20 protein-coding genes are annotated in these 22299 nt (G+C 68.8%); 4 read left to right on the top strand and 16 right to left on the bottom strand.

Annotated elements, in window-relative coordinates; translation table 11 throughout:
- Positions 1-14: 14 nt before the first annotated feature.
- Complete coding sequence (locus tag AC5RWG_RS06870; protein ID WP_494166646.1) at positions 15-1094, top strand: UDP-N-acetylmuramate dehydrogenase; 1080 nt, start codon at positions 15-17, stop codon at positions 1092-1094.
- 55 nt (positions 1095-1149) lie between these two features.
- Here the strand turns inward: AC5RWG_RS06870 and AC5RWG_RS06865 are convergent, their stop codons facing one another.
- From AC5RWG_RS06865 to AC5RWG_RS06810, 12 genes are all read right to left on the bottom strand, one after another.
- Complete coding sequence (locus tag AC5RWG_RS06865) at positions 1150-2343, bottom strand: glutamate--cysteine ligase (RefSeq protein WP_494166645.1); 1194 nt, start codon at positions 2341-2343, stop codon at positions 1150-1152.
- Between the two features lie 232 nt (positions 2344-2575).
- Positions 2576-2935, bottom strand: coding sequence for a hypothetical protein (locus AC5RWG_RS06860; protein WP_494166644.1), 360 nt, complete (start codon positions 2933-2935; stop codon positions 2576-2578).
- 229 nt (positions 2936-3164) lie between these two features.
- The gene (locus AC5RWG_RS06855) at positions 3165-4964 is read right to left on the bottom strand and encodes an HNH endonuclease signature motif containing protein (RefSeq protein ID WP_494166643.1); all 1800 of its coding nucleotides are present in this window, start codon (positions 4962-4964) and stop codon (positions 3165-3167) included.
- Between the two features lie 405 nt (positions 4965-5369).
- A complete protein-coding gene (gene asd, locus AC5RWG_RS06850; protein ID WP_494000531.1) occupies positions 5370-6515 on the bottom strand; it encodes an aspartate-semialdehyde dehydrogenase in 1146 nt (381 codons plus the stop codon).
- A 226-nt stretch (positions 6516-6741) separates the two neighbouring features.
- Positions 6742-7356 carry a dihydrofolate reductase gene (locus AC5RWG_RS06845; protein WP_494128927.1) on the bottom strand — a complete coding sequence of 205 codons (615 nt, stop codon included), beginning with the start codon at positions 7354-7356 and terminating at the stop codon, positions 6742-6744.
- On the bottom strand, positions 7353-8114 hold the full coding sequence (locus AC5RWG_RS06840; RefSeq protein WP_494128941.1) for a thymidylate synthase: 762 nt from the start codon (positions 8112-8114) through the stop codon (positions 7353-7355). The genes AC5RWG_RS06845 and AC5RWG_RS06840 overlap by 4 nt, the downstream gene beginning before the upstream one ends.
- A gap of 97 nt (positions 8115-8211) precedes the next feature.
- Positions 8212-8619 carry a GntR family transcriptional regulator gene (locus tag AC5RWG_RS06835; RefSeq protein ID WP_494000529.1) on the bottom strand — a complete coding sequence of 136 codons (408 nt, stop codon included), beginning with the start codon at positions 8617-8619 and terminating at the stop codon, positions 8212-8214.
- Positions 8616-10466: a hypothetical protein gene (locus tag AC5RWG_RS06830; RefSeq protein WP_494166642.1), complete on the bottom strand. Its 1851-nt coding sequence runs from the start codon at positions 10464-10466 to the stop codon at positions 8616-8618. Before AC5RWG_RS06830 ends, AC5RWG_RS06835 begins: the two co-directional genes overlap by 4 nt.
- 104 nt (positions 10467-10570) lie before the next feature.
- Complete coding sequence (locus AC5RWG_RS06825) at positions 10571-11530, bottom strand: NUDIX hydrolase (protein WP_494000527.1); 960 nt, start codon at positions 11528-11530, stop codon at positions 10571-10573.
- Positions 11530-13752, bottom strand: coding sequence for an RNA degradosome polyphosphate kinase (locus AC5RWG_RS06820; RefSeq protein WP_494000526.1), 2223 nt, complete (start codon positions 13750-13752; stop codon positions 11530-11532). The genes AC5RWG_RS06825 and AC5RWG_RS06820 overlap by 1 nt, the downstream gene beginning before the upstream one ends.
- 59 nt (positions 13753-13811) lie before the next feature.
- Positions 13812-14807 (bottom strand): mycothiol synthase, encoded by a 996-nt coding sequence (gene mshD, locus AC5RWG_RS06815; RefSeq protein WP_494166641.1) that lies wholly within the window; start codon positions 14805-14807, stop codon positions 13812-13814.
- 68 nt (positions 14808-14875) lie between these two features.
- Positions 14876-15577, bottom strand: a complete 702-nt coding sequence (locus AC5RWG_RS06810) for a winged helix-turn-helix transcriptional regulator (protein ID WP_494166640.1) — start codon at positions 15575-15577, stop codon at positions 14876-14878.
- A gap of 152 nt (positions 15578-15729) precedes the next feature.
- Between AC5RWG_RS06810 and AC5RWG_RS06805 the strand changes: the two genes are divergently transcribed.
- From AC5RWG_RS06805 to ygfZ, 3 genes are all read left to right on the top strand, one after another.
- Positions 15730-16482 (top strand): hypothetical protein, encoded by a 753-nt coding sequence (locus tag AC5RWG_RS06805; protein WP_494000523.1) that lies wholly within the window; start codon positions 15730-15732, stop codon positions 16480-16482.
- A 217-nt stretch (positions 16483-16699) separates the two neighbouring features.
- The gene (locus AC5RWG_RS06800) at positions 16700-17302 is read left to right on the top strand and encodes a nitrobindin family protein (protein ID WP_494101682.1); all 603 of its coding nucleotides are present in this window, start codon (positions 16700-16702) and stop codon (positions 17300-17302) included.
- Positions 17303-17345: 43 nt separating this feature from the next.
- The gene (gene ygfZ, locus AC5RWG_RS06795) at positions 17346-18428 is read left to right on the top strand and encodes a CAF17-like 4Fe-4S cluster assembly/insertion protein YgfZ (RefSeq protein ID WP_494166639.1); all 1083 of its coding nucleotides are present in this window, start codon (positions 17346-17348) and stop codon (positions 18426-18428) included.
- A 10-nt stretch (positions 18429-18438) separates the two neighbouring features.
- Here ygfZ and AC5RWG_RS06790 read toward each other — a convergent pair whose 3' ends face one another.
- The 4 genes from AC5RWG_RS06790 to AC5RWG_RS06775 form a co-directional block, all read right to left on the bottom strand.
- Positions 18439-19143, bottom strand: coding sequence for a GNAT family N-acetyltransferase (locus AC5RWG_RS06790; protein WP_494074890.1), 705 nt, complete (start codon positions 19141-19143; stop codon positions 18439-18441).
- Positions 19144-19164: 21 nt separating this feature from the next.
- Positions 19165-20193 carry a 6-phosphofructokinase gene (locus AC5RWG_RS06785; protein WP_494000520.1) on the bottom strand — a complete coding sequence of 343 codons (1029 nt, stop codon included), beginning with the start codon at positions 20191-20193 and terminating at the stop codon, positions 19165-19167.
- 141 nt (positions 20194-20334) lie between these two features.
- Complete coding sequence (locus AC5RWG_RS06780) at positions 20335-21021, bottom strand: response regulator (protein ID WP_494166638.1); 687 nt, start codon at positions 21019-21021, stop codon at positions 20335-20337.
- Positions 21011-22255: a sensor histidine kinase gene (locus AC5RWG_RS06775; RefSeq protein ID WP_494166637.1), complete on the bottom strand. Its 1245-nt coding sequence runs from the start codon at positions 22253-22255 to the stop codon at positions 21011-21013. The genes AC5RWG_RS06780 and AC5RWG_RS06775 overlap by 11 nt, the downstream gene beginning before the upstream one ends.
- Between the last annotated feature and the right edge of the window lie 44 nt (positions 22256-22299).

Genomic DNA, 22299 nt, shown 5'->3' with positions numbered 1-22299 from the left:
GAGAGGCCCGCACCGTGACTGAAACGATTCTTGCGCCGCTGACTACGGTCGGTGTGGGCGGTCCCGCCCGGCAATTCATTGAAGCAGGCTCCGAGTCCGAGATCATCGAGGCTGTCCGTGCCGCCGACGAGTCCGGAGACCACCTGCTCGTCATTGGCGGCGGGTCCAACCTCGTGATTTCCGACGACGGTTACCCCGGCACCGTGGTGGCCATCGCCAACCGCGGCTACAGCGTCCGCGAAGATGACGGCGCCGTCGGACTGACGGTGCAGGCGGGCCACCCATGGGACGAGCTGGTGGCGCTGACGGTCGACAACGGGTGGGCCGGGCTGGAGGCCCTCTCCGGCATTCCCGGACTGACCGGGGCAACGCCCGTTCAGAACGTCGGCGCTTACGGATCCGATGTCTCGCAGACCATCGTCCGGGTGCGAACCTGGGATCGTAAGACCGGGGCTGTCCGGGAATTCGCGAACCGCGACCTCACCTTCGGCTATCGGGATTCGGTCCTGAAACAAAGCACGTCCAATGGATCTCCACGCTTCGTGGTACTGGAAGTCGAGTTCCGCCTGGCCCCCAGCCGTCAGAGCCTTCCGGTCCGTTACGCCGAGCTGGCACGCGTGCTGGGTGTCGACGTCGGAGGCGTGGCCAAGGCCGCCGACGTTCGCCGTGAGGTACTCCGGCTCCGCGCCTCCAAGGGCATGGTCCACGATTTAGCCGACCGGGATACGTTCAGCACGGGCTCGTTCTTCACGAACCCCATCGTCGACATGGACACGGCGGCGAAGCTGCCGGCTGATGCGCCACGCTGGCCGGCCGAGGACAAGGCCAAGCTAAGTGCTGCCTGGCTGATTGACCACGCGGGCTTTTCGAAGGGCTTTGGGCTTTCGGGAACGTCAAACGGTCCCCTCAGCGGCTATGAGGTGGCGGGCGGCCGCGCCTCGCTTTCGACCAAACACACGTTGGCGATTACCAATCGCGGCGGTGCCAGCGCCGAGGATATCCTCGCGATTGCACGCGTAGTCCGGGACGGAGTTGAACGGTCCTTCGGGATCCGGCTTCAGCCTGAGCCCCTTCTGATTGGCTGCAGTCTGTAGCGGGAGGCCTCTTGGTCCTCCGCACACCGGGTGCCCGGTGCCCGCATGAGTGCGCCTATGAATGCCCGGCCGCTTCGGACACGAGGTCGTCGTCTGCCTGCGCAGGTTGTTTCGGGGTGAGGTGGGTCAAGTAGGCCGCTGTGCCTGCCAAGGCCATGAGGCCTCCGCGTTCGAAGGCCTCGCGCTGCAGTCGGGAGCCAGTGCCTCGCGCCTGGACCTCCTGTAATAGGAGCCTGATGCTGGTCTCGTCCCCGGCGTCGGCAAGGGCCTGCCGGGTGTGCTCGAAGAGCAGGGAGATCACGATTCCGGCCGGGCAAGGCACGCCGCTGACGGGATGCAGGAGATTACCGGCGATGCCCCAGCGGCTGGCTTGCCAAGCGGACAACCGGAGTACCGACGTCGGAACCGGTGCCGGGGGCAAACCGGACTTCCACTCTCTCGCCGCCGTCTCCACGAGCGCCCTCGACATACCGGCGATCAGCACGGTGTCGCTGGCCTGAAGGCAGACATCGGCCACCCGGATCTCGACCGTCGGGTGCTTGTGGGATAGCCGCGCGTCGAGATAAAGCATGGCGTGGTCGAGTACGACGCCGCTGTCCAAGGCACGCCGGAGCGAGCGGTGGTAGGCGGCAGCCGACCCGAATATTTCCGAAGGCCCGGTGCCCGGCCAGCGCAACCAAGCCTGGGTTCTGAAACCGGCGTACCCGGTGTCGCGGCCCTGCCAGAACGGGGAATTGCTGCTGAGGGCGGCGAGTACGGGAAGCCAAATCCGAATGCGGTCCAGCACAGCTACGCCCTCCTCCTCAGAATCCACGCTGACGTGGACATGGCAGCTGGAGGTCAAGGACTCTTCTGCGGTCAGCCCGAACTGCGCCCTCAGTGCCTGGACACGGGTATCAGGAGCTGGATGCGGTGCGGCCGGCGACGGCGATGTGGCCAGCGCAACGGCCCTTGCTCCTGACGCGCGGGCACAAGTGTCGGCCAAGGCTCGTCCGGCCAGAATCTCGGCTGCCAGATCGGACAAGGTTGCGCGGGGCGGGGAGATGACCTCGATCTGTTCCTGCTGGAGTTCGGTTGCGAGCGTCGGGCCGGTTGAGGCAGAGGCAGCAGCGACGTCCGTTTGCCCGGGTTGCTGGGCTTCTCCCGCTGTGAGGCGGTACTGGTCCATGACGGCTGCCGCACGCGGCACAGACAGGCCCGTGGCGGGGTCGACCAGCAGTAGCTCCTCTTCGACACCGAAAGTGCGCATGCAACCACCTTTCGCCGGGCTTGTGTTGAGGGTGACGGCCGGGATGCCGCTGCTTAGCCGGGCTCACCAAGAGTACGTGCGGGAAGCCGGGCGGTCCACAGCGGCAACCGAACCTCGCCTCACTTCGCTGGCGATCACCAAGAGGTGTGTGCGGACTCGGCGTCGTGCGTCCAGGCCGCGCCGAGCGGGAGGTCTTCGGACATTCGGCGACCCTGTCTGACGCGGCATGCTCCTAGGGAAGGTCTTCCCGTCTGATTGTCGCGTCAGCCTGCGGGTCCTCGACCTGCGGTGCTCCTGCCGGTCGTGGAATGCGCTGCCGTTCGGCGCGGCGCTTGGAGTGTGCGGAAAGCTCGTCATGCCGAATCATGAAGCGGATGATGCTCGGGCGAAGCGCACGAAGATTGACCAGCCCGCTGCCGCAAAGCCAGCAGACCAGACGGTAGCTGTGGTTCACCTGAACCAACCGGTCTGTACCGTGATCCATGAGCCAGTCAGGTGACAAGAACTCATGCATCGGTGGCAGCAAATAATCGGCGGGCAGTAACCGCGCGAAGGCACCCTGCGGTTGGAAGCACTGTTCCAACTGAAGCATCATCCACCATTCTTCTGAGAGGTAGGCAGGGCCGCAGGTCTCCAGGAAGCGCCGAAGGTGAGCCTCCAACCTGAGTGAGCGGTCGAGCTGGATTGGTCTTACCTGACGTTGTTGGACGAAGAACTCCCGTAGCACGTCGTCGACTCGCGCCTTGGGCCTCGCATACCTGGTCACTGTTGAATCCTCTTGCTATGGGTTTCGCTTCATGTCGGTTGGAGCAGTGGGGCGTCTAGAACGGTGGCGGGGTGTTGTCCCATGGGCCGTCCGTGGCTTCGTCGCCATCACCGCTGGTCTCATTCCGCGGACTGTTTGCCCCGTTGGCTCCGTTTTCCGTGGCTTCTTCTGCGCCGGGTGCCGAAGGGAGCGTGAGCGTCCAGCCTTCGTCGGGGGTGGTGGTGTGGGTGTGGCCGGAGCGGGTGGTGAAGTGGAGGGTCCCGTCGCTGTCTTGGCTGACGGTTCCGCCGCCGTGGTGTTTGGTTTTGTGCCCGGGCTTGCACCTGGCACTGAGATTTTCGATGACTGTTTTGCCGCCGTCTTCCCAGGCGATGGTGTGGTCGATGTCGCATTGGTCGGCGGGGACGGTGCAGCCGAAGTCGCGGCAGTGGCGGTCGCGTAGCCGGACGAGGCGTTTGAGCCATTCGGGCGGGTGGCGCAGGTCTTTGGCGACGGCGGCTGCCTTGCCATAGTCATCGGTAAGCACGATCAACCAGGATTTGGCCAGCGCGGCAAGGTCGCGGGTCATGCCCGGCGGGATCGGCCCGTAGCCGGTGAGGTCGCCGGGTTCTTCTGCGAGCCGGAGCAGGGTGTGCAGGGGCGCGGTCACTGCGACGGAGGCGGTCACGTTCCCACCCCCGCAGGTACAAGGCCCCTGCCCTGCCGTCCCTCCGGCTGCCGTGTTTCGGGCGGTGCACGCCGCAACGTCCGCGTCCGGGATTTCTGGGCCGGTTTTCTCGGGGGCGCCAGGTGGAGCGGCTGCCGTTGTCATTGCCGTTGCGTTCGTTACAGAGCCGAGCACGGTCCCGGATCCGGCAGCAGTTCCGGAACGGCTTGCTGCTCTCGGTTCGGCTGATGCTTGGGTGGCCGCTGTTCCGCAGTTGTCGGCGGCGGGTCCGGTGTCTGTGTCTGTGTCTGTGGCGGGCTGGTAGGCGTGGCCGGGGTAGCGCAGGAGCATGTCGGTGAATACGTCGGCGCGGAGTTGGCCCAGGGTGCGGGTTTCGTCCGCGGTTTGGAGTTTGCGGGCGTGGGCCTGCATCAGGTTGTAGGCGAGCAGGGCTTTGTCGGCGCTGGTGCGGATGTAGAGTTCGGCCATCCCGTCGTCCTGGGGCTGGTAGTGGACGGTGCGGCGTTCCATCGCGGCCCGGTGCTGGGTCTCGAGGGGTTCGGGGTGCAGCCGGTCGCGGGCGGTGCGGGCCCGGGTTTGGACGGATTCCAGGGTGATGGTCCCGGCGCCGGGAACAACGCGGGCTTCGTAGCCGGCCAGAACCTCGGGCGGCAGGCCGGCGCCTTTGCGGGCGATGGCGGTGGCGCGGGGCAGGTCGAGGTCGCCGTTGTCGAGGGCGGCGAGGGTGGCGGGCAGGCAGGTGGCGATCTGGTGTGCGTCGGCCAGTTCGGCGGCCGCGCGTTGGCGGGGCACGGCCAGGATGGGTGCGAGCTCGGCGGCGGCGTGCCGGCAGATCCCGTCCGGTGCCCCGGCATCGGCGCCGGTTGCCGGGCGGAGCACGGCCAGGCGGTGCAGGGCCCGCAGCCGGCGGGACTGGGTCCAGGCCTCGTGTTTGCGCACCGCCTGGAGGTAGTCGAGGGTCGACCAATCGTCCAGAGCCGCGGGGTCGGTGCCGGCGAGCAGACCGGCCAGTTCCGCCGGTCCCAGCTCCTGCCAGTCGTCCGCCCACTCCCGCCGCACCGGTACCGGTTCGGCGGAACCATCCTCGGGCACGAAACCATCGTCGGGCGCGGCACCATCGTCGGGCGCGGCAGGGGTGCCGGAGTGATCCTCCGGCTCCTGTGCCTCGTCGAACGGTTCCGCTGCCATACTTCAACGCTACGCAGCCCACGCCCCGGGTAGAACGGGTCTTCGAGGAAAGTGCAAAACCTGCCCCGACAGCTGCCTGTGGAGGACAACTCAGCAAGCGGACGACTGAATGCGGAACCTCCATGCCTGTGCAGGACAAGTCGGAAGGCGAACGATTCGACGCGGAGCCGTCCACTGCCTGTGGAGGACGGCGTCCCCTGCATAGTGTCCTGATGTGGACAGCTCAGGATACGGCGTAGCGGGACTTCCATGGGCAGCCTGCGCCGCCGGAAAAGCGAACTGCCAACAGCGGGAGCCCGTCCCTAAACAGCAGGAGCCCGTCCCCAAAGGGACGGGCTCCTCGTGGCCTCAGGCCACTACGGTTTTCGGCTCGCCAAGCGGCTCCAGCCTTCCTGCCAGCAAGTCCTAGAGGTTGCCGGTCGCGATGCGCAGCATGCGGCGCAACGGTTCCGCCGCGCCCCACAGGAGCTGGTCGCCCACGGTGAAGGCGCTGATGTACTCGGGACCCATTTCCAGCTTGCGAATACGGCCCACCGGGATCTCGAGCGTGCCGCTGGCCGCCACCGGCGTCAGGTGCTCCATGGTGGCTTCCTTGGTATTGGGAACCACGCGGGACCACTCGTTGTCGGCGTCGATGATCCGCTCGATTTCGGCCACCGGCAAATCCTCGGTGAGCTTCAATGTCAGGGCCTGCGAGTGCGACCGCATGGCGCCGATACGGACGCACAGGCCGTCAAACGGGATCCGCTTGTCGTCGCTCAAGCCCAGGATCTTGTTGGTCTCGGCGGGGGCTTTCCATTCTTCCTTGGACTGTCCGTTGCCCAGGTCCTTGTCGATCCACGGGATCACGGAACCGGCCAGCGGCACGCCGAACTGGGAGGCATCCAGTTCGGGGCTGCGCTGCTGGGCCAGGATCTTGCGGTCAATTTCCAGAATGGCGGAGGAGGGCTGCGCCAGTTCGTCGGCCACCGCGGCGTTCAGCGTACCGAACTGGTTCAGCAGTTCGCGCATGTGCCGGGCCCCGCCGCCGGAGGCCGCCTGGTAGGTCATGGACGTTCCCCACTCGACGAGGCCGTTCTTGAACAGGCCGCCCAGGCCCATGAGCATGCAGGAGACGGTGCAGTTGCCGCCGATAAATTCCTTCACGCCCCGCGCCAGGCCGGCGTCGATCACGTCGCGGTTGACCGGGTCCAGCACGATGATGGAGCTGTCCTGCATCCGCAGGGTGGACGCCGCGTCTATCCACAGGCCGTCCCAGCCGGCGTCGCGCAGCTTCGGGTACACCTCGGCGGTGTAGTCGCCGCCCTGCGCCGTCAGGATGATCGGCAGCTTTGCCAGCGTCTCGATGTCGTACGCGTCCTGCAGCTTGCCCGCACCCGCAGCGAAGGACGGGGCGTCGCCGCCGGCGTTCGACGTGGAGAAAAACACGGGGTTGATGAGGTCGAAGTCGCCTTCATCCTGCATACGCTGCATGAGGACGGAGCCGACCATGCCGCGCCAACCGATCAGGCCGACGGACTGGGCAGATGAAGTGGCTGCAGGGGAAGTCATGCATTCCATTTTACGGACCGGGTCAATTTAAGCGCTGTGAGTTACACGAGGTAGGCGCTGCGGGTTACACAAAGTAGGCGCGGCGGCTTACACAAGGTGGCGCTGTGAGTTGCCCAGAGTGGGTGGAGCGCAAGCGTCACAATGACGACGGCGGTGCCGGGAGCCGGCGATTCCCGGCCCGGCCTGTCCGCTCCGGCCGGGCCTACACGTAGGGCCTTAGGCGCTCCTACTCCGGGCCGCGGACCCAGAGCGAGATGCGGTAGCGGGTGCCGTTGGCCGCGGTGTACCAGTCCTCGGTGGGGCTGACGCCCTCGAACTTCCATTCCGGGCCGAGCTGCGGGGCGTACGTGTCCCCGTCCGTCTCCAGGTCGATGACCGTCACCGAGGCCGCGTTGGCGTGCTGCCTGGCGAGGTTGAAGATCTCGCCGCCGCCCAGGATCCAGATTTGGTCGCTGCCCGGGCTGGCCGCCGCCTCCGCCAGCGCGTCTTCGATGGTTTCGACAACGACGGCGCCCGCCGCGGTCAGCTGCCCGCGCAGTTCGGGCCGCCGGCTGACCACAATGTTGGTGCGCCCCGGCAGCGGCCGGTACTTGTCGGGAAAGGACTCCCAGGTCTTGCGTCCCATGATCACCGGATGGTTCAGCGTGGTCCGCTTGAAGTGTGCAAGGTCCTCGGGCAGGTGCCAGGGCATGCCGCCGTCGCGGCCGATGACGCCGTTGCTGGTCTGAGCCCAGATCATGCCGACCACCGGAGCGGAGAGCGACCCGGACCGTCCGGCCCCGAGCACGGCTTCGGCGACGCTGTCCGGGTAGGGGCGCGTGGCTGCGTGGTCGGCACTCATATGGCCACCGGTGCCTTAATGGCCGGGTGGTGCTGGTAGCCGGCCACCTCGAAGTCCTCCAGCGAGTAGTCGAAAATGCTCTCCGGCTTCCGCAGGATGTTGAGCGTGGGGTAGGGGTACGGGGCGCGCGACAGCTGCTCGCGGACCTGGTCCACGTGGTCGTCATAGATGTGCACGTCGCCGCCGGTCCACACGAAGTCGCCCGGCTCCAGGCCCACCTGCTGGGCCAGCATCAGGGTGAGCAGAGCATAGGAGGCGATGTTGAAGGGCACGCCCAGGAACATGTCGGCGCTGCGCTGATACAGCTGGCAGGACAGCCGGCCGTCCGCCACGTAGAACTGGAAGAACGCGTGGCACGGCGGCAAGGCCATGTTCTTGATCTCGGCCACGTTCCACGCGGACACGATGTGCCGGCGCGAATCCGGATTGTTCTTCAGGTCCTCGACCAGCTGGGCGATCTGGTCGATGTGTCCGCCGTCGGGCGTCGGCCAGGACCGCCACTGCACTCCGTAGACCGGGCCGAGCTCGCCGTCGGCGTCCGCCCATTCGTTCCAGATCTTGACCCCGCGCTCCTGCAGCCATTTCACGTTCGAGTCGCCGCGCAGGAACCACAGCAGCTCCAGCGCCACGGACTTAAAGTGCACGCGCTTGGTGGTGATCAGCGGGAACCCCTGGGCCAGGTCGTAACGGAGCTGGCGGCCGAAGACGCTGCGGGTGCCGGTGCCGGTGCGGTCGGATTTGGCCGTGCCGTTGGCCATGACGTCGCGCAGCAGGTCCTCGTACGGGGTGGGAATCGCGTTCACAGCGTCCAGTGTAGTTGAGGGGTGCTGCGGCGGCTGCCGAGGGACGGCAGGCTCACGGTGCGTCCGGTGCGAACCCGCGCGGGCGCCGCAACTGGCCGCGCACCAGGTTCAGGACCGTCTCATCGTCCAGTCCCGCGTCCCGGGCGGCGCGCACCAAATGTACGACGGCGAGGCCCACCTCGGCGGAACCCGCTGCGGTTTGGTGCGTGGCGGCTGCCGTGTCAGCCACGGTAGTGCCATGGCGCCGGCGGCTGACGAGCAGGCCCGCGGCCTCAAGCTCCTTGTACGCACGGGCCACGGTGCCGGCGGCCACACCCAGATCTGCGGCCAGGCTGCGCACCGGGGGCAGGCGTTGTCCGGCAGCCAACGTGCCGACGGCGATGAGCGAGGCGACCTGGCTGCGGATCTGTTCGTACGGGGGAGTCGGTGCCGCCAGATCCACCCGGATCTGGGTGCTCACGGTGTTCGGTCCTGGCGAACAGCGGGCTCGTCGCGGTCCCGGCCGGGGTCGCGCGGCCCGCCGACGGCGTTGCCGGAGTGTTGCGTGACGGCGTGGCCGACATAGCTGGCCATCGAACGGCGCGGCCGCGATGCTCCCGGTAGAAGCGCCAGCACGATGGCGGCCAGGTAGAGCACGGCCGTGGTGATGCGGAGCGCTGTATGCAGGCCGGGGGAAAGCTGGTGGAGGTAGGACGAGATGCCGCCGTCCAGGAACCAGCCCCAGGCCGCCGGATGGGCGTTGAGCAGTTGGGCGGTCAGGGCGAACAGCCCGGCGGCGGTCATCCGCGCAACGCGGAAGCCGGAAACGCAGCGGAGCAAGTTGTCCGCCTCCGGTGTTGCCTCGAACAGCGGGGGACGGCGGTGCACCAACAGGACGGCCGCTGCCCCGAGCATGAGCAGGGCAAGACCGGCCACGGCGAAGGCTGCCAGCAGGTCGGGCTGTCGGCCCGGGGCGGCGGCGTTGAAGCCGATGGCGACGGCCAGCAGCACCGCGGCGGCGGCAACGGCGGCAAGGAGCGGGCGCGGAACCAGCCGGGTCGCAGGCATCATCCGGTCGTAAGAGCGCGGGCCGGAAGTGGCTTGGCCGGACGATCTGGTGTGGCCGCGCCAGAGCCGAACTTCCCCGGCTGCGACAACGGCCAAAAACACGGCCACCGGCACCGCAAACGCCAGAGGCAGCAATAGTAAGGGCGAAGCAGGGAAGATGGGGTTCCCGTCGTCGGAGACGGTGGCCGGCTGGACCGCGAAACCGGCCCACACGCCGACAGCAACCAGCGCAACTGCGGTGAAGACCATCGCGACGGTATGCATGGACGCCGTGATCTCCTGCCCCGCGGCATAGCTGCCGCGGTAGATGACCGGACGGCCCGGAGTGCCGTCGGGGGCCAGCAGGGGAGGGCGCCACAGGGCCATGGCGATCATCAGCGTGACCGTGAGCCAGCCTGCCAGTTGCTGGGCGGGTTCCCAGCCGGTGGCCGGTGCCGGTCCGTCGAGGATGAGGGCCGGTGCCTGGTGATTGGCGAAGCTGACTGCCATGGTGCCGAGCGTGGCGAAGAGCAAGGTGGCCGTGCGGAACAATCGATTGATGAGGATGCGCCGCAAGATGTCGTTGTCCTCGCGGTTGAGCGAGTCCACGGAGCGTCTGCGCACGATGACCGCCGTCGCTGTGGCGACGCCGGCCGCGAGCGTCAGGATGCCGATCAGCAGGATCGGCGCAAAGTAGCTGCCGGGCTGGCGGCCGTTGTGCCCGCCGGAGACCTCAACACCGGCGAAGGATTGGGAACCGCTGAATCCGTCGATGCCCGGCAACTCCCGGACGACGATCGCCGCGATCACGGCCAGCACGGCCGCCGAAATCATGACTGAGAGCAGCGCCGAGGGGATGTAGTCGCGGATGCGCCGGATAGTGATGTCGGCGCGGCGGACCCTGCCGCGGGGCTTGGGCCAGGTGTATTGGCCGATGATGTAGATCCCGGCCAGGCTGACCAGCGGCACCAGGACGGTCAGCAGGTCCGCCAGCCAGGAAGGCGCCGGTGTATGTCCGGCGTAGTAGGCGGCCGGAATATCGCCGACCTTCGAGGCCGCAGACAGCCCGCTGGCGAAGAACGCGATGAGGGCCGTCCAGAACGCATGCATCCGGGCGGCATCCAGTCCGGCCCCGTCCGATGGATCGGTGTCCACGCCGGAGCCCGCCTCCGCGAGGGCGGCTGCACTGGCGCCGGCCCTGCCAGCGATGATCCGCAGCACGCCGTAGATGATGACGGCGCCGAACAGCAGGCCGATGATGGTGCTGGTCAGTAAGTCCACGATCCCCCTCGTGCTGTATCAATGAATCAAGTATTTGATACAAAGCGACAAGGGGTCAAGGGTGAGGGTTGCCGGGCGGCGGCACGAGCACTCGTGCCGTGCCGCTAGTCGTCGTAGGCGTCGAGTATTTCGAGCGCGACGATCCGCCCGCCCCGGTGCTTGGCGATGTGGCAGACCAGCACGGCTCCCGGCCGCAGGTAGGGATCGTCCGTGGGCAGCTGCGCGGCGAGTTCGGGATCCATCCGGTCCGCCAGCACCTGGAACAGGTTCGGCAGCACCGGCCGGTGGCTGCAGACGGCGGTGGGCTTGCCCTTGTCGAGCATCTGGATGAGGGCGGCCCGGGCCTTCTTCGGGTTGCGCTCGTTGTTGTGTTCGGTGATGGCCTCGACGGTCCGCAGCTTGGTCTGGGTGTGCAGCACGTACGGGGTGACGGTCTGGACGCAGCGCAGCCAGGGGCTCGAGACGATCCGTTTGGGCTTCCACACGGACAGCATCCGGCACACCGCCAGCGCCTGCCGCCGCCCGGTGGCGACCAGCGGGCGCTCGCCCTCGGCCTGCGACCAGGCGGACCGCGGTTTGGCCTTGGCATGGCGGACGACGACGAACGGATAGGTATCGAGTTCGTCCCGCCGGTGCGCGGCCTCCAACGCGTCCAGCGGTTCCACGTCGGAACGGTTGGTCAAGAGTTCACGGGCCCGGGCGGGCGGACACCACAGCACGCGGTCCACCTCGTCGCCGTCGGGCACGGGGTCCTGTTTCTCCAGCTTGGCGGCCCAGTACACCACCTGCTTGAGTCCGGCGCTGACCCGGTAGCGGATGGTGGGTAGCGGGATGCCCAGGCGCACCTGGACGCCGATTTCCTCGTGGACCTCGCGGACCGCGCACTCGGGCGTGGTTTCGCCCCTGTCCAGCTTGCCCTTGGGCCAGGACCAGTCGTCGTAGCGCGGCCGGTGGATCAGCAGCACTTCCAGCCGGCCCTGGCGGACGCGCCAGCACAAAGCCCCGGCGGCGGTGATCCTGGCGCCCGGGGGAGCGCCGGCGTCGCTGGTCTTGCTCTGCGTCATCAGCGGCGGGTGGCGGTGCGCTGGCGGGAGCGGGAGGCGAGCAGCCAGGACTGGATATCCGAGAGCGGGTTGCCGTCGTCGTCCTTGTGGTGCCTGGTCCACGCGCCGTCGCTGTCCAGGTGCCAGCTGGCGGTTCCGGGGTCCATGTAGCGGTCCATCAGGGACAGCAGGTCGTTGATGTCCTCGCGGGAGTTCAGTTGCACCAGCGCCTCCACGCGGCGGTCGAGGTTGCGGTGCATCATGTCGGCGGAACCGATGTAGACCACCGGTTCGCCGCCGTTGGCAAACCCGAACACGCGCGAATGCTCCAGGAACCGGCCGAGGACGGAGCGGACCCGGATGTTTTCGCTCAGCCCCGGGACGCCGGGCCGCACCGCGCAGATCCCGCGGACGATCACGTCGACCCGCACGCCGGCTTGCGAGGCGCGGTAGAGCGAGTCGATGACCGCCTCGTCCACCATCGAGTTCACCTTGATCACCACACGGGCGGCGCGGCCGGCCTTGCTGTTGGCGATCTCCTTCTCGATCCGGTCGATCAGGCCGGAGCGCACCGACCGGGGGGCCACCAGCAGCCGCTTGAACGTGGACTTCGGGGCGTAGCCGGAGAGCTGGTTGAACAGCTTGGACAGGTCCTCGCCCACCTGGTAGTTCGCCGTCAGCAGGCCCAGGTCCTCGTAATAGCGGGCGGTGCGCGGGTGGTAGTTGCCGGTGCCGATGTGGCAGTAGCGGCGCAGCCCGTCGCCTTCCTGGCGGACCACCAGCGAGAGCTTGCAGTGCGTCTTCAGGCCCACAATGCCGTAGACCACGTGGACGCCGGCCTGTTCCAGCTTCCGCGCCCAGTCGATGTTGGCCTGCTCGTCGAACCGGGCCTTGATCTCCACCAGCGCCAGCACCTGCTTGCCGGCTTCGGCGGCGTCGATCAGCGCGTCCACGATCGGCGAGTCACCCGAGGTCCGGTACAGCGTCTGCTTGATCGCCTGCACCTTCGGGTCGGCGGCGGCCTGCTCCAGGAAGGCCTGCACGGAGGTGGAGAACGAGTCGTACGGGTGATGCAGCAGGATGTCGCGCCGGCGCATGGCCGCGAAGACGTTGGCCGCCTTGGACGTTTCGCTTTCGTTCAGGTGGCGGCTGGTGTGCGCCAGCTGCTTCGGATACTTCATGTCCGGCCGGTCGATCTGGTAGATCGCCTCCAGCCCGCGAAGGTCCAGCGGCGCGGGCAGCGCGTACACCTCGGATTCTTCGACGCCGAGTTCGCGCACCAGCAGTTCGCGCACGCTGGGGTTGATGTCCGTGGCCACTTCCAGCCGCACGGGCGGCCCGAACCGGCGGCGCAGCAGTTCCTTCTCCAGCGCCTGGAGCAGGTTCTCGGCGTCGTCCTCTTCGACTTCCAGGTCCTCGTTGCGGGTCACCCGGAACGTGTGGTGCTCCAGCACTTCCATGCCCTGAAAGAGCAGGTCCAGGTGCTGGGCGATGACGTCTTCCAGGGTAATGAACCGGGCCGTGCGGCCGGGGATTGAGCCGGCGCGGGGGCCGTCCACGGGGATCAGCCGCGAGAGCTGGTCCGGGACCTTGAGTCGGGCAAAGAGTTCCTTTTCGCTCACCGGGTTGCGCACGATCACGGCCAGGTTCAGCGAGAGCCCGGAGATGTAGGGGAAGGGGTGGGCCGGGTCCACGGCCAGCGGCGTCAGGATCGGGAACACCCGCTCCCGGAACATCACGGACAGTTCGGTCCGCGCCGCCTCGTCCAGTTCGTCCCAGCGCACGATGTGGATGTGTTCGTAGGCCAGCGCCGGGCGGATCTGCTCGGCGAAGATCCGGGCGTGGCGCTGCTGCAGCTTGTGCGCGGCGACCTTGATTTGTTCGAGCTGCTCGATCGGGGAGAGCCCTGCGGCGGACGGCACGGCCAGCCCGGTGGCGATCCGGCGCTTCAGGCCCGCCACCCGGACCATGAAGAACTCGTCCAGGTTGGAGGCGAAGATGGAGAGGAAGTTCAGCCGCTCCAGCAGGTAGAGGTCCTCGTCCTCGGCCAGTTCCAAGACCCGTGCGTTGAAGTCCAGCCAGCTGATTTCCCGGTCGAGGAAGCGTTCCAGCGTGAAGTCCCCGTCGGGCGCCAGCGAGGGCGCGAATTCCGGAATGTCGATGCGGTCCTGGGTGGCGCGGGCAGGGACCATTTCCGAGGAACCCAGCCGGGGAATGGCTGCGGCTTCGGGTTCGATGACCATGCTCTCTCCTGGGGCGTTGGGGCGGGCCGGACTCACCTCATCGTAGAGGCGTCCGGTAGCTATAAGGTTACCGACTCTTGCCCGCCGGCCTGCTCCTGCGGTGCGTACATCACATCCGCGTCCCAGCGGGTGAAACCCAGCTTGCGGTACAGCCCGACGGCGGGCTCGTTGTCCGCGTCGACGTAGAGCATGATGGCGTGCTCGCCGGCGTCCTGCAGGTGCTTGATGCCGGCGATGGTCAGGGCCTTGCCCAGCCCGGTGCCCTGCGCCTGCGGCGTGACGCCCACGACGTATACCTCGCCGATGGACGGGTGGCTGCCGGAGCGCGGGTGGACCTTGGTCCAGTGGAACCCGAGCAGGCCGCCGCCGTCCTCGCGCTCGGCCAGCAGGAAGCCGGCCGGGTCGAACCAGTCCTCGGCCATCCGCGCCTTCAGGTCGGAGAGCGTCATCGCGCCCTGTTCGGGGTGGTCGGCGAAGGCAGCGGCGTTGGCGGCCAGCCACGCCTCCTCATCCCTGCCGGGCACGAAGGAACGGATGGCCACGCCGGGCGGCAATTCGGCGGCGGGCAATCCGGTCGGGTGGGTCAGGCGCATCCGCCACAGTTCCCGGACCGGGGCGAAACCGAAGCGCGCGGCCAGCCGCCCCGCGGCCTCATGGCCGCCGTGCGACCAGGCCTTGAGGCCCGTCAGTTCGGTGTGCTGCCGGACGGCTTCGACCAGCCTGGTCCCCACCCCTTCGGCGCGGTAGGAAGGGTGCACCACCAGTTCCAGGACGTTGTCGGTGCCGGCAGCGGTGGTAAGGCTGACGACGGCGACGCCGGCCAGCGCCGTCGCGGTGGCGGGATCGGAGCGCTCTTCGCCCGCGTAGGTCGCCAGCACCAGCACGTCGGCCGACTCCGCGGCCCGCAGGTTCACCCACGTCTGCTCGGAGAGCGGGGGATTGCCGTCGGCCTCCTCGGCGGCGGCGGCCAGCGCCTTGATGTCCGCGAGGGTCTCGGCGTCGGGGGCGCCCTTGATGGTCAGCACGGGCCAGAGGTCCGAATCCGATGCAGTCATGAGCACAGACTATCCGAGCGGCCTCCGGCGGCGGGAGGGCGCCGCGGTCCGGCGCAGGCCGGGCCGCCTCAGCCGACGCCGCTGGGTTCTTCTTCCGCCTCGCGTACCAGCGTGAACCGGTAGCCGACGTTGCGGACCGTGCCGATCAGCTGCTCGTGGTCCGGGCCCAGCTTCGCCCGCAGCCGCCGCACATGCACGTCGACCGTGCGCGTGCCGCCGTAGTAGTCGTAGCCCCAGACCTCGTGCAGCAGCTGGTCGCGGGTGAACACCCGGCCGGGGTGCTGGGCCAGGTACTTGAGCAGTTCGAATTCCTTGTAGGTCAGGTTCAGCGGCTGTCCGCCGACGCGCGCGCTGTAGCTGGCCTCGTCGATCACCACGCCGGAGGCGTGGATCTCCGTGCGGGTGTCCTGGTCGCCGGCACGGGCGCGGGCGATGACCAACCGCAGCCGCGCCTCGACTTCGGCCGGTCCGGCGGTTGCCAGCACCACGTCGTCGGCAAGCCAGTTGGCGCTGACGGCGGCCATGCCGCCTTCGGTGAGCACAAGCATCAGCGGTGCCCCCAGGCCGGTGGCCTTCAGCAACTGAGTGAGCGAGCGCGCCCCGGCCAGGTCCTTGCGGGCGTCAACCATGACCACGTCGGCCGGGTCGGTTTCCAGCAGGGCGGTCGGTTCGGCCGGCAGGATGTGGACCTTGTGGTTCAGCAGCTCGAGGGCGGGCAGGACGTTGATCGACGAGCCGGAACTGTTGGTCAACAGCAGAATGTGCGGCATGGTTCCTCCAGGGGTTTCGCGGCGCACATCATCGGGCCGGGCCCGGCAGGTCCTCACACACGCAGGCGCAGCCTGCCGGACGGTGGCATAAGTATAGCGCCGCGCCCCGCCGGGCCGCGGTTTCTCGCCCCGCCCCTGCGTCATAGGGCAGTATGACTAGCGTGAAAACGTGGATCGTCGCCGCAGCCGCTGCCGCCGTACTGTGCGCCGTCATCGGCGCCTCCTACCTCTCCCTCCCGGTGCTGACGGCGGCGGTATGCGTCGCCGCGGTGGTGATCGGGATCGGCTGGCCGGTGTTGCTGGGCGTGCCCGCCAAGAAGACCCTTGCCGCCGTCATCTCCCTGGCCGGGATTGCGACGGCGGTGCTCGCCGGGATCGCGCCCGCGGGCATGCCGCTGCTGTGGATGGCCGTGGTGATTGCGCTCGGCGTGATGGCCGTCTTCCTGATCCAGCTGCTCCGCGGCACCGGCCAGCCCCGGCGGCTCGAATCGACCTTCGGCGCCAGCGCCGGCCTGGTGCTCACCTCGCTGGGCGCCGGCTGGGTGGCCGCCGACCGGCTCTCGGCCAATGCAAACAACGGCGGAATGATGCTGGTGACCGGGATCAGCATGCTGGTGGCCATCGGCGTCTGCCTGCTGCCCTGGCCCGACCGGATCGTCGCGCCGCTGGGCGTGGTCCTGGCCCCGCTGGCAGGGGCCCTGGCCGCCCCCTTGTTCTCCACCGTCCACATGCTGCCCGCCGCGGCGGTGGGCGCCGTCGCCGGCATCATCCTGGTCAGTTTCCGCCGGCTCGTGCTGGCCGACGGCGGTCCGACCCGGCTGCCGGCGATGCTCGCCGTCGGCGCCGCCCCGGTCATGGCCGCCGGATCGCTGGTCTACTTCCTGGAGCGGATGCTGCTGCGCTGAAATGAGCGGGGCCGAATGAGCGAGGTCACAGTGCGGGCCGGCGTCACGGGCAGGCATCCTGCGGCCGGGGCCGTTACTATGGAGCCATGTCGTATCTCGGTCTTGAAATTTTCTACCTGTCCCTGCTGGTCCTCGCCGGCCTTGGCATCGCGGGCTTTGCCTCGCTGGTGGTTTACCGCCTGTTCAAGGGCCAGAAGTAAGCGACCAAAGCTTAACAATGCCGATTGAACTCCCGACGGAGCTGACCCCGGAACTGGTGCCGCTGTCCTGGCTGCTGGGTACCTGGGAAGGTGCCGGCCGGTTGGGTGCGGGCGAGGAGGGGGACGAACATTTCGTCCAGAAGGCCACGTTCACGCAGAACGGCCTGCCCTACCTGCAATACACCGCCGAGAGCTGGCTGACCGACGAGGATGGCAACCGGCTGCGCCCGCTGTCCGTGGAAACCGGCTTCTGGGCGCTTGACCGCAAGCTCAACGACGCCGACGTCGGCCCGGGCCTGGTCCCCGCCGAAATCGTGCCGGCCCTGAAGTCCGCGGACGAGGTCGAAGAGCTGCGCAACGCCGACGGCGGCTTCGATATCACCGCGACCATCGTGCACCCGGGCGGTATCTCCGAGCTCTACTACGGGCAGATCAAGGGCCCCCGCGTGCAGCTGAGCACCGACATGGTGATGCGCGGTTCGCAGTCCAAGGACTACAGCGCGGCCACGCGCATCTTCGGCCTGGTCAACAACGATCTTTACTGGCGCTGGGACGTTGCCGAGGCCAAGGGCAAGGACCTGGCCCCGCACGCCTCGGCGATCCTGGCCAAGCGCGCCTGACCGGGGAGGGAATTTGGCACGGCCGCCGGGAGTTGACGCCGGTATGACCTACCGCAGCCCTTTGCTCCTGCAACACGGCGCCGTCGAAGCCTCCGGGGCCGACGCCGGCGTCGCCGCCCACTACTCCGACCCGCTGCGCGAACAGCGCGCCCTGGCCCGGGGCGAGGCCGTCACGGACCTTTCCCACCGCGGGGTGGTGGCGGTGGCCGGCGAAGACCGGCTGAGCTGGCTGAACACGCTCTCCTCGCAGTTGCTGCTGAACCTGAAGCCGGGCCAGTCCAGCGAAGCGCTGCTGCTCACCGTGCAGGGCCGGATCGAATACGACGCCCGCATTATCGACGACGGCGAACGCACCTGGCTGATCGTCGAATCCTTCGAGGCGGCGCCGCTGGCCGCATGGCTGGACAGAATGAAGTTCATGCTGCGGGTAGAGGTTGCCGATGTCTCCGCCGACTGGGCCGTGGTGGGGTCGGTCAGGCCGGTCCCGGCCTTCGAGGGCCGCCTCGTGTGGCAGGATCCGTGGCCGCAGATCGGTGCCGGCGGCTATGCCTACACCGGCATCGAGGAACCCAAGCACCCCGGCTTGGAACGGTCTTGGTACGAATACCTGCTGCCGGCAGCCGACCTGGAATCGGCCGTCTCCGGGCTGCAGTTGGCCGGGGTCTGGGCCGCCGAGGCGCTGCGGATTGCGGCGTGGCGGCCAAGGGTCGGGGCCGAGACCGACGAGAAGACCATTCCGCACGAACTGGACCTCATCCGTACCGCCGTGCACCTGGAGAAGGGCTGCTACAAGGGCCAGGAAACCATCGCCCGCGTGCACAACCTGGGCCGCCCGCCGCGCCGGCTGGTGTTCCTGCAACTGGACGGTTCGCAGCACACGCTGCCGGTCCCGGGCAGCGACGTGATGCTCGGCGACAAGCGCGTCGGCGCGGTCACGTCCGCGGCTCAACACTACGAGATGGGACCGATTGCGCTGGCAGTGGTCAAGCGCTCGGTCGATCCGCAGGCGCAGCTGACCGTGCTGGACGACGGCGAGAGCTACGACGCCGCCCAGGAAGTGATTGTCACCCCCGATGCCGGCCAGGTGGTCGGCCGCCAGACCGGGTTCCTGCGCCCGCCGCGCTAAGCCGCAGTCGTCAGCTCCGCTTCTGCAGGATCACCGAGGTCTGGGTGCCCGCGTCCCAGAATCCCAGGCTCGCGGCCAGCGCGCGGGAGGCCCTGTTCTCTTCGTGCGAGCGCCACTGCGGAATGAGTCCGGAGGAGAGCGCCTCGTGGCCGGCGATCGCCGCGATCAACGCGCCGGCTCCGCGGCGCCGGTAGGCGGGGGCGGTCAGCACGCCAACGTGGCCGAGGATCTGCTGCCACTCCTGGTAGCCGGCGCCGGCCATCGGGGTGCTGCCGTCCAGCAGCACGAACGACTTGTCCATGCCGGCCAGCCCCGCTTCGTGCGTGTCATCGGGCGGGCACCTGTCTTCCAGTCGGGCGACGTCGCTGCCCGCGGTGGACACCAGGGCCTCCCGTTCGGGCTGGACCACCGGCAGGTCTTCGGCGTAAGACAGCACGGCCTTGCCCAGCCCGTGCCCGCCGTGCTCCCGGCTCAGCAGCATCAGCGTCTGGTGTTCGGCCAGGTCGTCGTCCGAGTACCGGGCGGCCGCGGCAACGGCCCATTCCGGCCCCACCAGCGCTGAGCGGCCGAACAAGCGCACGAAGGTGAGAGTCCCGGCGTCCTCGTTGATCCTGGTCAGCCGGTCGCCGGCCGCGGTGAAGGCGTTGTCGGAGAATCCGAGCAACCGCGCCCACGCCAGCAGCACAATGTCAGCCGTCCCTGCGTCCAATCGCATACCTGCCACACTACTGAACGCTTAGCCGAAGAGAACCCTTGCCTCGTCGTAACGATGCTGGGGGACGGTTTTTAGATTGTTCAGCGCCGACTCGAAGCCCACGTGCACGACGTCCGTGCCCTTCAGTGCCACCATGGAGCCCCAGCGCTTCTCCACCACCGAGTCCACGGCCGCCATGCCCAGGCGGGTGGCCAGCACGCGGTCGTAGCCGGAGGGGACCCCGCCGCGCTGGATGTGCCCCAGCGTCGTGGCGCGCGTTTCGATCCCGGTGCGGGCCTCCAGTTCGGGGGCCAGCCGTTCACCGATGCCGCCGAGCCTCGGCCGTCCGAAACTGTCCACGCCGCGCTCGGCGTGCGGGCCCAGTTCGCCGTCGGGGACCCAGCCCTCGGCCACCACCACCAGCGGCGCGCGGCCGCGCTTCTGCGCGTGCAGCACCCAGTCGGATACCTGGTCCATGCTTACGCTCTGCTCGGGGATCAGGATGGCGTGCGCGCCGGTGGCCATGCCCGCGTGCAGCGCGATCCAGCCCACGTTGCGGCCCATCACCTCGGCGATCATGCAGCGGTGGTGCGATTCGCCGGTGGTGCGCAGCCGGTCGATCGCCTCGGTGGCGATCTGCACCGCGGTGTCGAAACCGAAGGTGTAGTCGGTGGCTTCCAGGTCGTTGTCGATGGTCTTGGGCACGCCGACGATCTTCAGCCCGCTTTGGGTGAGCCGGTAGGCGCCGGCCAGGGTGCCCTCGCCGCCGATCACGATCACCGCGTCCACGCCCAGCCGGTCCAGCGTCTGCTGGATCTTCTCCGGCCCGCCGTTGGGGCCCTCGAACGGGTTGGTGCGCGAGGTGCCCAGGATCGTGCCGCCCTGCTTGGAGATGCCGCGCACCTGGTGCCGCGGCAGTTCCATGATGTCGCCCTCCAGCACGCCGCGCCAGCCGTCGCGGAAGCCGACAAACTCGTGCCCGTGCGCGGTGATGCCCTTGAGCACGATGCCGCGGATCACCGCATTCAGGCCGGGGCAATCCCCGCCGCTGGTCATGATGCCAATCCTCATGGGTACTCCTTCTCGGTTGCTGGCCGGTCAGCGCGAGCACCCCATTGAGCCCGCCTCAATCCTATGCAGGAACCGGGGCCCGAGTCATTCCGGCCGCGAGCGGCTCCGGCGGCGGGGAACCCTGCCGGGCGGGACGGCGCCTCAGGCGGGCAGCAGGCCGTGCTGCATGGCGACGACGACGGCGCGCGTGCGGTCGTCGACGTCGAGCTTGGCGAAGATCCGCAGCAGGTGCGTCTTCACCGTGGTCTCGGCGATGAACAGCCGGGCGGCGATTTCCGGGTTGCTCAGGCCGTCGGCCACGGCCCCCAGCACCTCGGTCTCCCGGGCCGACAGCGCCGGCGGCGCGGGCGAGCGCAGCCGGGAGACCAGCTTGGCCGCGATCGGCGGGGCCAGGACCGTTTCGCCTCGGGCAGCGGCGTAGACCGCGGCGATCAGCGCGTCGCCGGGGGTGTCCTTGAGCAGGTAGCCCACCGCGCCGGCCTCCACCGCGCGGACTATGTCGGCGTCGCCGTCGTAGGTGGTCAGGATCAGCACCTTGGTGTCCGGCCGGGCGGCAACGATCCGCGCGGTGGCGTCGGCGCCGTCCAGCCGCGGCATCCGCAGGTCCATCAGGACGACGTCGGCGCCCACCTCCAGCGCGGAACTCACCGCCGCGTCGCCGTCGGGAGCCTGGGCCACCACCTCCAGCCGGTCCTCGGTGCCCAGCAGGCCGGCCAGCCCGGCGCGGACCACGGGGTGGTCGTCGGCGATGACGACACGGATGCGGGGGGCTTCGGTGGCGGCCCCGGTGTCGTTGCCCGGGCTGTCCGGTCGGGGTTCAGCGGACATTGCCAGCTCCTTGCAGCTGCAGCGGGATGGTCATGGTCAGCCGGGTGCCGTCGCCCGGTGCCGAGCGCACGTCGAGGCTGCCGCCGATTTCGGACAGCCGCTCGGCCATGGCGCGCAGCCCGTAGCTGTCGCCGGAGGCCCCCGCCCCGGGGACGAAGCCGGCGCCGTCGTCGTCCACGGAGAGCACCAGGGACACTCCGTCGAGGTGCAGCCGCAGCCGCGCGGAGCCCGCCCCGGCGTGCCGGCGGACGTTGTTCAGGGCCTCCTGCGCGGCCCGCAGCACCACCACCTGCTGCGCCGGCGTCAGTTCCGGCAGCGCAGCCGGCAGCTCCACGCTCAGCCGGGCGCCGTCCAAAGCGGTGGCCTCGAGCCGCCGCAGCGCGCCAAGCAGGTCGCCGCCGGCCAGCTGCGTGGGGCCGGAGGCCGCGATCAGGGCCCGCGCTTCCTGCAGGTTGTCCCGTGCGGTGTCCCGGATCCCGGTCAGGGAGGACGCAAGCACCGCCGGGACCGGGGTGCCGGCCTTGCGCAGCTGCGCCTGGGCCGCCTCCGAGAGCATCACGATCGAGGTGAAGCCCTGCGCCAGCGTGTCGTGGATCTCGCGGGCCATCCGCTCCCGCTCGGCCATGGCGCCCTGGCGCTCGTGCGCGGCCCCCAGTTCCGCCCGGGCGGCGTTGAGCTCCGCGATCAGGTCCGCCCGCTGCTCGCTCTGTTCGATGATCTTGTAGATCCACAGGCCCAGCAGCGTGCTGGCCAGGAAGGAGATCACCGCCTGCAGCCCGGCGGCCAGCAATCCGGCGGCGCCGGTGCCGTACAGGTGCAGCTGGCCGGCGGCCACGAGCACGCAGATCAGCGCGGAGGCGGCAACGCCGTTGCGCTCCGACCCCGCGAACATCCACACCTGCGGGAACGCGATGAAGAGGATAATCGAGCCGGCGCCGGAGAGGAACGCCAGGTAGGTCACCACGGCGATCAGAAGCACCACGTACAGCTTCGGCTTCCAGGTGTGCAGGTCCTTCGCCCGGGTCAGGAACGGGTAGGCGGCCCCGAGCAGAACGAGGGACGCGACCGCCGATGCCTTGGCGGGATTCCCCGCCTCAGCGCTGACCCAGACGATGACGGCGACGGTCGCCAGCGCCACGTAGAACCCGAGGTGCCACCACTTCAGACCCCGGAACCAGATCGAGTCCCCGACGGACGGCGGGGCAGGCGCCGGCGCAACCGCGGATTCACTCATGGCATCACCTTACGACGGCCCCGCCGCCCGGCCGGCGCGGCGCC

Source organism: Arthrobacter sp. Y3221160, assembly GCF_059092585.1.
Note: the sequence above shows the minus strand (reverse complement) of the source record. Positions and strands in the feature narration are given on the sequence as shown.

Bases quoted from the DNA above. Each gene is read 5' to 3' on its own strand.
- AC5RWG_RS06855 (WP_494166643.1), bottom strand. From the start codon at position 4,964: ATGGCAGCGGAACCGTTCGACGAGGCACAGGAGCCGGAGGATCACTCC.
- AC5RWG_RS06780 (WP_494166638.1), bottom strand. From the start codon at position 21,021: ATGTCCGCTGAACCCCGACCGGACAGCCCGGGCAACGACACCGGGGCC.
- AC5RWG_RS06845 (WP_494128927.1), bottom strand. From the start codon at position 7,356: ATGAGTGCCGACCACGCAGCCACGCGCCCCTACCCGGACAGCGTCGCC.
- AC5RWG_RS06865 (WP_494166645.1), bottom strand. From the start codon at position 2,343: ATGCGCACTTTCGGTGTCGAAGAGGAGCTACTGCTGGTCGACCCCGCC.
- asd (WP_494000531.1), bottom strand. From the start codon at position 6,515: ATGACTTCCCCTGCAGCCACTTCATCTGCCCAGTCCGTCGGCCTGATC.
- AC5RWG_RS06860 (WP_494166644.1), bottom strand. From the start codon at position 2,935: ATGCTTCAGTTGGAACAGTGCTTCCAACCGCAGGGTGCCTTCGCGCGG.
- AC5RWG_RS06840 (WP_494128941.1), bottom strand. From the start codon at position 8,114: ATGGCCAACGGCACGGCCAAATCCGACCGCACCGGCACCGGCACCCGC.
- mshD (WP_494166641.1), bottom strand. From the start codon at position 14,807: ATGACTGCATCGGATTCGGACCTCTGGCCCGTGCTGACCATCAAGGGC.
- AC5RWG_RS06785 (WP_494000520.1), bottom strand. From the start codon at position 20,193: ATGAGGATTGGCATCATGACCAGCGGCGGGGATTGCCCCGGCCTGAAT.
- AC5RWG_RS06790 (WP_494074890.1), bottom strand. From the start codon at position 19,143: ATGCGATTGGACGCAGGGACGGCTGACATTGTGCTGCTGGCGTGGGCG.
- AC5RWG_RS06800 (WP_494101682.1), top strand. From the start codon at position 16,700: ATGCCGATTGAACTCCCGACGGAGCTGACCCCGGAACTGGTGCCGCTG.
- AC5RWG_RS06805 (WP_494000523.1), top strand. From the start codon at position 15,730: ATGACTAGCGTGAAAACGTGGATCGTCGCCGCAGCCGCTGCCGCCGTA.
- AC5RWG_RS06810 (WP_494166640.1), bottom strand. From the start codon at position 15,577: ATGCCGCACATTCTGCTGTTGACCAACAGTTCCGGCTCGTCGATCAAC.
- AC5RWG_RS06820 (WP_494000526.1), bottom strand. From the start codon at position 13,752: ATGGTCATCGAACCCGAAGCCGCAGCCATTCCCCGGCTGGGTTCCTCG.
- ygfZ (WP_494166639.1), top strand. From the start codon at position 17,346: ATGACCTACCGCAGCCCTTTGCTCCTGCAACACGGCGCCGTCGAAGCC.
- AC5RWG_RS06825 (WP_494000527.1), bottom strand. From the start codon at position 11,530: ATGACGCAGAGCAAGACCAGCGACGCCGGCGCTCCCCCGGGCGCCAGG.
- AC5RWG_RS06775 (WP_494166637.1), bottom strand. From the start codon at position 22,255: ATGAGTGAATCCGCGGTTGCGCCGGCGCCTGCCCCGCCGTCCGTCGGG.